Annotated in this window: 5 protein-coding genes; all 5 read right to left on the bottom strand. The window is 76.7% G+C overall.

Annotated features, from left to right (window positions below; genetic code table 11):
* Nucleotides 1–191 precede the first annotated feature (191 nt).
* Nucleotides 192–1574, bottom strand: coding sequence for a DUF58 domain-containing protein (locus tag AB6N23_RS14965; protein ID WP_412866808.1), 1383 nt, complete (start codon nucleotides 1572–1574; stop codon nucleotides 192–194).
* A gap of 1 nt (nucleotide 1575) precedes the next feature.
* On the bottom strand, nucleotides 1576–2541 hold the full coding sequence (locus tag AB6N23_RS14960; protein ID WP_412866807.1) for an AAA family ATPase: 966 nt from the start codon (nucleotides 2539–2541) through the stop codon (nucleotides 1576–1578).
* Between the two features lie 33 nt (nucleotides 2542–2574).
* Entirely contained in the window at nucleotides 2575–8640 is a 6066-nt protein-coding gene (locus AB6N23_RS14955) for an Ig-like domain-containing protein (protein WP_412866806.1), read from the bottom strand.
* Complete coding sequence (locus tag AB6N23_RS14950) at nucleotides 8637–9773, bottom strand: serine/threonine-protein kinase (RefSeq protein WP_412866805.1); 1137 nt, start codon at nucleotides 9771–9773, stop codon at nucleotides 8637–8639. The genes AB6N23_RS14955 and AB6N23_RS14950 overlap by 4 nt, the downstream gene beginning before the upstream one ends.
* A gap of 178 nt (nucleotides 9774–9951) precedes the next feature.
* Nucleotides 9952–10336 (bottom strand): hypothetical protein (locus tag AB6N23_RS14945; RefSeq protein ID WP_412866804.1); only part of this gene is annotated, 385 nt, incomplete at its 5' end.

Below are 10336 nucleotides of genomic sequence, written 5' to 3'. Positions count from 1 at the left end.
GCGCGACACCGTCCGCCGCGTCACCGAGTCCGACCTGTCGGAGCGCATCGCGGTGCTCGGCAAGGACGACCTGGCGGCCCGCGCCGGCGCGGGCCACGCCCACCACGACCGGCGCGAGCGCGCGGGCCGGCGGGCGGCCGGCGGCGCAGGCCGGGCCGCGCGCTCGGCGACAGGGGCGTCGAGGAGCGCGCTCATGCGGCGGCCGTCCGGTGGATCAGCGGCCCGAGGTCGCCGAGCGCGCCGATCGTCACGACCGTCACCTCGCGCAGCGTGCGGGCGGACGGGTCGGCGTCGCGCTCGCAGCGCAGCGCGATGACGGTCGTGCCGGCGGGCAGCGCGTGCGCGGCGGCGCGCAGCCGGTCCGCACCGGGCACCGAGCCGACCACGAGGAACGCGACGGACATCTCCGGGCACGTGCCGGCCGCGAGGGACGCGACGTCCTCGAGCGGCGTCGCGCGCTCCCCCGCCGCCAGCGTGCACGTCGCGTCGAGCAGCGCGCGCGGCGTCGCGGTCGGCAGCGTGCGCAGCGACACCACCGCGCCGCGCGTCACGCGCGGGGCCTCCTCGCTCGTCGCGACGTACGCGTCCTGCCCGTCGCGCAGCGCCTGCACCCCGAGCGACGCGAAGACGCTGACGGCGAGCTCGAGCTCCTCCTCGTCGGCGAAGTCGTCGGCGGCCAGGCCGAGCAGCAGCGCGAGGCGCGAGCGTCGCGTCTCCTCGAACTCGCGCACCATGAGCCGGCCCACCTTCGCGGTGGACTTCCAGTGCACGTTCCGCCGGGAGTCGCCGGGCTGGTACTCGCGGATGGCGTGGAACGCCAGGTCGGACGCGACGATCTTCGCCGACGGCATGCCCTCGAGGTCGCGGACGACCCCCGCGCTGGTCGACGGGACGACCGTGGTGACGGGGTGCACGTGGATGGTGCGCGTGACGGGCCAGCGCAGCTCGCGGCGCAGCAGGCCCACGGGGTCGGAGCGGGTCAGCGTGAGCGGGCCGACGTCGATGACGCCCCGGCGGTGCGCGGCGACGTGCAGCGGCTCGTCGTGGGCGCGTCCCGGGCCGAGCAGCGGCACTTGCACCTCGACGAGGCCCTCGCCGACCGGCACGTCGACGAGCACCGGCAGCGCGGGACGACGGCCGGTGTTGACCAGGCGGACCGAGCCCGTCACCTCGCGCCCCGCGACCGCGCGGTCCTTGTCGAGCACCAGGTCGACGTCGTAGTCGTGCCCGCCGAGCAGGAACGGCGCGGACAGGACGAGCAGGACGGCGCCCGCGACGGCGAGCACCCACCCGGCGCTCCACCCCACGAGGGGCCCGAGCACCGCGCCGACGAGCACCGCGCCGAGCACGGTCCAGCCGGCGGGCGTCAGCGTGCGCGTGACCGCGCCCCACGCGCGCGCGACCGCGCGGCGCAGGCGGTCCGTGGCCCGCCGCAGGACGAACCACGCCGTCGCCCAGGGCCCGCGCCGAGTCTCGACGACGCGGGTGATCGTCACCCCGCGCGTGCGGGTCGCGGCCCAGGTGCCGGTGCTCTCGAGCGTGCGCCGCTCGCGGGCGTCGTCCTGCCGTGCCACGTCAGGCCGCGCCGTTCTCCGCCGGCGCCGGGACGTCGAGCAGGATCTGGCCCATGACGGCGCTGGCCGTCACACCGTCGAACTCGGCCTCCGGCTCGAGCATGAGGCGGTGCGCGAGCACCGGCTCCGCCAGCGTGCGCACGTCGTCGGGCGTGACGAAGTCGCGGCCCTGCGCGGCGGCCCACGCGACCGTCATGCGCGACAGCGCGATCGCGCCGCGGACGCTGACGCCGAGGCGGACCTCGGCGGCGTGCCGGGTCGCGTTGACGAGGCGCAGCACGTAGTCGTGCACGATCGGGTTGACGTAGACCTGGCCGGCGAGCTCGCCCATCTGCACGAGGGTCGCGGCGTCGGCGATGCCCTGCACGTCGGGGCGCGGGTGCGCCGACCCCTGCAGGATGCGCATGGTCGACGCGTCGTCCGGGTAGCCGAGCGACGTCTTGATCATGAACCGGTCGAGCTGCGCCTCGGGCAGGCGGTACGTGCCGGCCGACTCCACCGGGTTCTGGGTGGCCAGCACGAGGAACGGGCGGCCGACGGACCGCGTCACGCCGTCGACCGTGACGTTGCCCTCCTCCATGACCTCGAGCAGCGCGGCCTGCGTCTTGGGGCTCGCGCGGTTGATCTCGTCGGCGAGGACGACGTTCGCGAACACCGGGCCGGCGTGGAACTCGAACTCGCCGGCCTTCTGGTCGAACACGGTGATGCCCGTGACGTCGCCGGGCAGCAGGTCGGGCGTGAACTGGATGCGCGTCGACGTGCCGCGCACCGTCTGCGAGACGGCGCGGGCCAGGGCGGTCTTGCCGGTGCCGGGGAAGTCCTCGAGCAGCACGTGGCCGCCGGCGACGGCGGTGGCGAGCACCAGCTCGACCACGTGGCGCTTGCCGAGGACGGCGTGCTCGACGTTGTCGACCAGCGCGCGGAAGGAGCTGGCGAACCAGGTCGTCTGCTCGGGCGTCAGGGGCATCGGGGGGCGTCCAGCTCTCGTGTGATGGCGCGCTCAGGGCGCCGGCGGGGCGGGGTCAGTGGGGGTGGGCTCAGTCGGGGCGGGTAGCGGGCAGCGGGCCTCAGCGTTGTCGAGGGCGACGTCCTGCAGTCCGTCGAAGGCGCCCGTCCATGTCAGCGACCACGTCGTGACGATCCTGTCCCGGCGCTCCTCCTGGGCCACGGAAATCTGTGCACCTTCGCGAACCCAATCGGGCATTGCGACATCGCGCTCAGACGGTTCGGCGACGCACGCACCCACAGGGAACTGCACAGTGAAGATGCCCGGCGCGTTCGAATCGGCACCACGCGGGACGGTGATCACGTCCGAGCAGTGATCTGGAAACCGTGTGCTGCACTGACGGGCCTCGACCGAAGGATTCGGCACGTTGCGCGGTAGTTCGAACGAGCTCGACCATGGTCCGCCGTTGACGCGAACCTGCACCTGCGCACGCCGCTCCGTGGCCTGGATCTGCGGTCCCCGGTACTGCGTCCAGCCGATGAGGCCGCCCCCGAGATCGCGGAGGCCGCGCTCCACGGCCCAGCCAGGGTCGCCCCAGCCTTCGACGCGCGGTGGCTCGAAACCGCTCCACACGACGACTCGTCCGAGGTCCACGAGGGCCGCGCCGAATCCATTCGATCCACACACGAGCACGTTGTAGTCAGCGTCGTTTTCCAGCGACGAGATGGTCGGCGAATCACTCACCCGCTCGACCCCGCCCAGTTGAGCACGGCCGCCGTTCATCTCGCACCGTGGTTGCCCGCTACCGACGGGCGTGGCCCCGTAGACAAGTGAGGTCGGCAGTGAGCTGCCGTTGGCGTCGACCGAGGCACCTTCGACGATGACCGCCTCGTCAGCGGCACGAGCCGACCCGCCCGCGACGATCGGCGCGCCGGCGACCGTGACCGACGTCTGCGAGGGGTTGCCGGACGCGTCGGTGCCCCCGCTTGGCGGTGCGAACCGGCTGAGCGGCGTCACCGTGATCGTCTGCGCTCCGACCGGCAAGACCACCTCCACCGTGGTCTCGTTGCCACGCCGCGCGACTTCCCCCTCGACACCCGTGACGCGGAAAGCACGCGCATCGTCGGCGGCAGCGATCGTCACGCGCGCCACGCCGGTCGACGTCGTCGTACGGGCCCTGTCGTACACCGTCTCGGCCCGCACGCCCCCCACGGCCGGCGACGCGTACGCCCAGCCCTGCACGGGCGTGCTGTCGGGCGACTCGCCGACGGCGTTGCGCACGCGCGCGGTGTAGGTGTGCGGCTCGCCGTTGCGCAGCCCGCCGACGCTGCAGCGGTACGTGCTCGCGCCCGCGGCCGAGCACGACGCGCCCACGGCGGCGCCGTCCTGGTAGACGGTCACGCCGCTGACGGCGGGGTGCGCGCGGCCCGCCTCGCCGAGCTGCAGGTCGAGGACGACGGACGACGCGGTGTACGAGGACAGCGTCAGCGAGCCGGGCTGCGCCGGGTAGCCGAGGACGTCGAGGTCGACGCGGCCCGGGCCGAGGCGGCCCTGGGCGTCGCGGACCGTGAACGGCACGGTGCACGTGCCGCCGGCGGGGCGGCTGCCCGCGGGCCACGAGACCCGGACGGTGCCGCGGTCGCCCGCGCTGACGGTCGCGACCGCGCACGCGACGGTGCCGCCGGCGCCGACCTGCGCGAGCTCGAGCCCGGACCCGGGGCGTCCCGCGAACGGGTCGTACTCCCCCGCGACCCCGACGACCGGGATGCTGCACCCGTTGCCGTCGGCGACGTTGCAGGTGGCCGCGATGGTCGCGCCGCGCGGCGCGTCGGTGGGCGCGGCGCCGACCAGCAGGTCGACCGTCGACTGCAGGCCGCCGTACTGGGCGACGCGGACCGTCACGGTCGCGCGCGTGCCCGGCACGGCCCCGGCGCGGGCGGTCACCGCGAGGCTGCGGCCGTCCTGGCTCGCCTCGATGCTGCCCGCGGCGCCCGACAGGCTCGTCGCGAACACGATGGACGCCTCGTCGCCGACGCGCCCGCCCTCCCACGACAGCATGGTGCCGAGGTCGATCGTCTCGGTGGCGCCCGGCGCCACGGTGCGGCTGACCGGGGCCAGCACCGCCTGCGGCGCCGCCGGCCGGATCTCCACGGGCACGAGCACGTCGGTCCACGTCTCCTGCCCGACGACCCGCACGCCGACCGTGCACGTGTCCTGCCACGGCGCACCGGCGCCGGCGGCGTACCGCAGCGTCCCGTCGGCCGTCACCGTGCAGCGCGCGGCCGCGCGCTGCACGACCGGCGTGGCGTCCGTGCGCACCTCGAGCCGGTCGCCCGGGCCCGCGTCGACCACGGACGACAGGCGCGTCTCCGCGGTGGCGTCCTCGTCCACCGCGAGCGGCTCCAGGCCGTCGGACGTGGCCAGCCGCATGTCGTCGAACGCCGGGACGCGCAGCAGCCCGTAGGCCCGCACCTCGGCACCCCGCGCGTCGGTGCCCTCGAGCACGAACGGCACCACCGCGCCGCCGCGCGGCAGCGGCCCGCGGATGCGCGTCCCGTCGACCGTCCACGTCGACGCGGCGTCGCCCCACACCGAGAGCGCGAGGTCGCCGGGGCGCCCGTTGGCCCACCGCACCTTGCCCTCGACGACGTCGACGCCGGCCGCCCCGAGCTGGTCGCGGTCGCGCAGCGTCACGACGGTGTCGGCGACGAGCGGCTGCTCACCCGTCGCGTCGGCGACGACCTCGACCACGACGAGACCCTCGGCGGTGCTCACGCCGTCCGCCGCGGTGACCGTGTAGACGTACGCGTGCACGCCGAGCACGTCGCCCGCGCGCAGCACCACGACGCCGTCCTCGAGGGACGTCTCGCGCTCGTCGACGAGCGCGTCGAGCCGCCCCGCCTCGGGCGTGCCCGGCAGCGCGTCCGACCGCAGGGCCGTCAGCGTCAGCCGGCCGCCGTCGGGGTCACGGTCGTTCGCGAGCGGCTCGAGCGTGACGGGCTCCGGCTGGCCCGCGGTGACGCGGACGTAGTCGACGTACGCGATGGGGGCCCCGCTGCGCGCGCCGGCCGGCAGGACGCCGACGCGGACGGTGCCCGTGGACGACGCCCCGCGGCTGTCGCGCAGCACGTAGGTGAACGTCACCTGCTGCCCCGGGCTGAGCGTCGGCGGCGCGACGAAGCGCAGGCCGTCGCCGGTCTCCTCGACCGTCGCCGCGCCCTGGCCGGGCTCGGGCCGCCCGACGCCGACGAGCGTGACCGCGTCGCCGTCCGGGTCGGTGCCCGCGGCGTCGAACGGGATGCGCACGGTCCCGCCGGCGGTCACGCGCCCCTCGAGCACGGGCGCGACGGGCGGGCGGTTGGCGGTGGCGTCGACGACCGTGACGGTGACCGCCGCGGACGACGTGCGGGACGTGTCCTGGCTCCACGCGACGTCGTAGCCGACCGTGTAGGTGCCGGGCGCCTCGGGCGCGACGTACCGCACCGTGCCGCCCGACACGAACGCGAGCTCCCCGGGCGTGCCCGAGGTGACCAGCTCCGGCAGCAGCGTGGTGCGTCCGCCCATCGGCGCGACGTCGTTGTCGGTCACGGGGATGTCGACGGTGCCGCCGGCGCGCACGGTCGCGACGTCCGGCTGCGCGACGACGCCCTGCCCGGTGACCGCCCCGACGAGGAACACCGACACGCGCCCCTGCGTCCGCACGTCGGCGCCGTCGGTCACCGTGACGGTGACGGTGCCGAGCAGCCCGGGGGCCGCGTCGGCGCTGGTCGCGCGCAGGCGCAGCGCGGTCGCGTCGATGACGTCGACGCCGAGCCCCGGCGAGTCGGACGTCGCGAACGACACCATGAGCACGTGCCGGGCGGCGCCCTGCACGGCCGAGACGACGTCGACCGTCGTGTCCTCGTGCGCCCACACGTACGCCGTGGTCGGCGGCAGCACGACGGCGCGGTCGTCGGCGGGCACGCGCACGCGCAGCAGCGCGGCCCGCTCCACGCCGGTGACGTCGTCGTGCACGGTGAACGTCACCGGGTGCTCGCCCGCGGTGTTCGCGGTGACCTGCACGCGCATGCCGGCGCCCGTAGCGGCGACCGTGATCCCCGCCCCGCCGTCCACGCCGACCGGCACGACGTCGCGCAGCCGGTAGCGGCCCGAGCCGGCGGTGACCTGCGGCGCGAGGTCGATCGTCTTGGTGCGGCCCTCGCTCACGACGAGGACGGTCCCGTCGACCGCGAGGTCCGGCGCGGACTGGACCGCGACGTCCATCGTGCGCTCGGTGGTGCCGCCGCGGGCGTCCGCGACGACGACGGTCAGGGCGGTCGACGTCGCGGGCGCGTTCGCGTCGGTGTGCCGGACCGTGAGCGACCCGTCGGGGCCGGCGGCGACCTGCAGGGGCGCCGTCGGGTCGCCCACCTCGACCGACTGCAGCACGAACGGGTCGCCCTCGGGGTCGACCCACGCGTCCAGCACCCCGACGCGCGCGGTGCCGCCGGGCGCGAGCACGACGGTCGGCCACGTCTGGGTGCAGCCCTCGACGTCGCACCAGGCGGGCGGGCTCTGCGCGTCGTCCGGCACCACGGTGAGCGTCACGGTGACGGGCTCGGACCGGTCGGTGCCGTCCGTGACGGCGTACGTGAAGGTCGCCGACCCCTCGAGCGCGGCGACGGACGCGACGACGACCTGGTCGTCGTGCGCCAGGCGCAGCGACGCGAACGCGGGGTCGGACGTCGGGCTCAGGGACTCGGCGTCGACCGTGAGGACGTCGCCGGTGTTCGGGTCGTGGTCGTTGAGCAGGACCGGCAGGCGGACGTCGGCGCCGGGCCGGACGCCGAACGTGTCGGGCGCGGCCACCGGCGGCATCTGCTGCGTGACCTCCTCGACGGCGGCCGTGCCGGTCGTGCGGTCGTCCTCCTGCGTGGCGGTCCACTGCGAGAGGGGCACGGCGCGGCCGTCGGGCACGGTCCACAGCGCGCCGGAGCCGGTCTCCTCGAGCACCGCGCGGCCGCCGTTCGAGCGGACCACCGGGTGCAGGTCGGGCAGCGCCTCGAGCGCCTCCGCGTCGACCTCGAGCGCCACGGGGTCGGCGCCGGACGTCCACAGCGTGCCGGCGGTGCCGGTCAGCCACGCGGCGACGCGCGTGCCGTCGGCCAGGCGCACGGGTGCCGCGGGCGTGCCGTCGGCCTCCTGCGTGCGGCGCGGCTCCCCCTCGCGCAGCGGCACCTCGACGAGCCCCTCGCGGTCCGCGACGAGCACCGACGTGCCCGTGCCGGTCGGCTCCTGCACGACGGCGCCCGCGCCGGCGCCGGTCGTGACCGGCTCGTCGCGCGCGCCGGTCCACAGCCGGCCGTCGGACGCGTCGAGCACCACCCACGCACCGCCGACCAGCGTCAGGCGCACGTCGACGACCTCGTCGGGGCCGTCGACGACGTCCACGGGCCCCTCGAGCAGCTCGCCGGTGGCCGCGTCGAGCACGCGCAGCGTCCGGTCGGACGCGCCGTAGAGCGCGACGCGCCCCCGGTCGTCCACGGTCGCGGCGTCCGCCGCCCACGGCTCCTCGGGCTCGTCGTCCTCCGCCTCGGGCGTCGCGGACGCGGCCTGCACACCCTCGGGGTCGAGGGGCGTCGCGGGCGTCGTCGGCTCGGCGTCGAGGCGCCGGACCGAGGCCGTGCCGGTGTCGTCGAGGAAGACGACCCACCCGCCGGACGCGGCGACCTGCTGCGTGCCGCCCGGCGTCGCGAGCGCCTCGCCGCCGCCCTCGCCGTCGGCGCCGTCCTGCCGCAGGTCGGCGGGCACGGCGGGGTCGACGGTCCACAGCTGCTGCATGCCCTGCGCGACGACGGCGGCGCGCGCACCGTGCTGCAGCACGGTGGTCGGGTCGTCCACGGACCGCACGGTGTCGATCTCGCCGAGCTCGGTGTCGAAGCGGGCGTACTGGCCGGCGTCGCGCGTCACCCACACCGCCGTCTCGACGGGCGGCGTGCGCTGGGCGTCGTACCCCTGCGCGAGCACGGCGCCCGTGACGCCGACCGCGGCGGCGGCGACCACGGCCACGGCCCGCAGGCGCGCGGGCAGGCGGCGGGCACCGGGGGCGGGCGCGGCCGGTGCGGCGACGGGACGGTTCACCCGAGCACCCCGGTGAGGGCCAGCAGGACGACGACGACGGCGACGGCCGCGGCCCCGACGACGGCGCCGACGACGCCCGCCTGCCAGGCCGCGCGGCGCGCGGGCCCGTGCACGACGAGCCCGTCGCGGTCGACCGCCGCCTCGGCGGACGCGCGCTGCGCCCGCGCCTCGGCCCGGCTCTGCGCCCGCACGCGCGAGACGACGGGACCGCGCGCGCCGCGGTCCTCGACCTCGACGGGGCTCGCGCCGGCGGCCCACTCGGCCGACGGCACCTCGAGCGCGGTCGGCGGCTGGCCGAGGTCGTACTGCGCCCAGCGCAGCTCCTCCGCCAGGGCGAGCATCGACGGGTGCCGGTGCGCCGGGTCCTTGGACATCGCGCGGGCGAGGATCTGCTCGACGCGCTCGGGCACGTCCGCGCGGCCCAGCGGGCGCAGCTTCGCGCGGACGATGCGGCCGGCCATCTCCTCGCGGCCGTCGCGCGCCCGCTCCCCCACCTCGAAGGGCGCGCGCCCGGTCAGCAGCGTCCACAGCGTCGCGCCGAGGCTCCACACCTCGGCGGCGACGGAGCCGGCCACCCGCTCCTCGAGCACCTCGGGCGCGCTCCAGGGCACGGACATCGCGATCGCGGGCACGCCGGTCGACCCCGAGACGGCGGCGGCGATGCCGAAGTCCGCGAGCGCGGGCGTGCCGAGCGACGTACGCAGCACGTTCGACGGCTTGATGTCGCGGTGCAGGACGCCCGAGCGGTGCGCGGTCTCGAGCGCGGACGCGAGCCGCACGCCGACGTCGAGCACCTCCGGCACGGGCAGCGGCCCGCGGCGGGCGCGCGCGCCGTAGGTGTCGAGGCAGTACTCCATGACGATGTACGGCCGGCCGTCGGCGGACACGCTCGCCTGGTGCACGGTGACGACGGCGGGGTGGACGCTCAGGCGCGCCAGCACGTCGGCCTCGGCCTCGAACGCGCGCTGCGCGAGGGGGTCGTGCAGGCCCTCGGCGAGCACCTTCACGGCGACGACGCGGCGCGGCATGTCCTGCTCGTAGCAGAAGACGTCGGCGAAGCCGCCGACGCCGAGCGGGCGCACGTAGGTGTAGCCGGGCAGCACCGGAGGGGTCCCCGCCACACGACGTGCCACAGCTGGCTCCCCCAGGGATCGACCGACCTCGTGCCCGCCGGCCGCCGAGGACGTGCGTCCGGCCGGACCGACGCGGAAGCCTACCTGCTCGCCGCCGCGCGCCGGCGGTCCGCCCACCGCGAGGATCGCGCCGGCACGGCGGTGACCTGCGGCGGCGCGCCCACGCCGCCGGGGGCCGTCATCCGTTCGGGCGAGCGCGGACGGGACGCGGGACGAGGACGACGCCGACGCCCGCCACCCCGCCCACGGCGAGCACCCAGGCCCCCGCGACGAGCGGCGTGGGCGCCGACGCGACCACGACGTCCGTGCTGCGGCCGTCGACGTCCCACGTGCAGACGCCCTCCGCCGGCAGCACGGTGTAGCGCACGCGCGCCCCGGCGACGTCCTGGTCGTACGCGACGAGGCACGGCTCGTCGGCCGTGACCGACGCGCGCAGCGTCCGCACGCCGATCCCCGCGTAGACGACGCCGAGGGTGACGACGCCCACGAGCGCGAGCCCCGACGCGACCAGCAGCGCGAGCGCGCGCCGGCGGCTCGGGCCGCGGCGGCGCGGCGTCCCGGCC

It is taken from the genome of Cellulomonas pasadenensis (assembly GCF_047229365.1).
In the GTDB taxonomy this organism is placed as follows: domain Bacteria; phylum Actinomycetota; class Actinomycetes; order Actinomycetales; family Cellulomonadaceae; genus Cellulomonas.
Note: the sequence above shows the minus strand (reverse complement) of the source record. Positions and strands in the feature narration are given on the sequence as shown.

Bases quoted from the DNA above. Each gene is read 5' to 3' on its own strand.
- AB6N23_RS14960 (WP_412866807.1), bottom strand. From the start codon at position 2,541: ATGCCCCTGACGCCCGAGCAGACGACCTGGTTCGCCAGCTCCTTCCGC.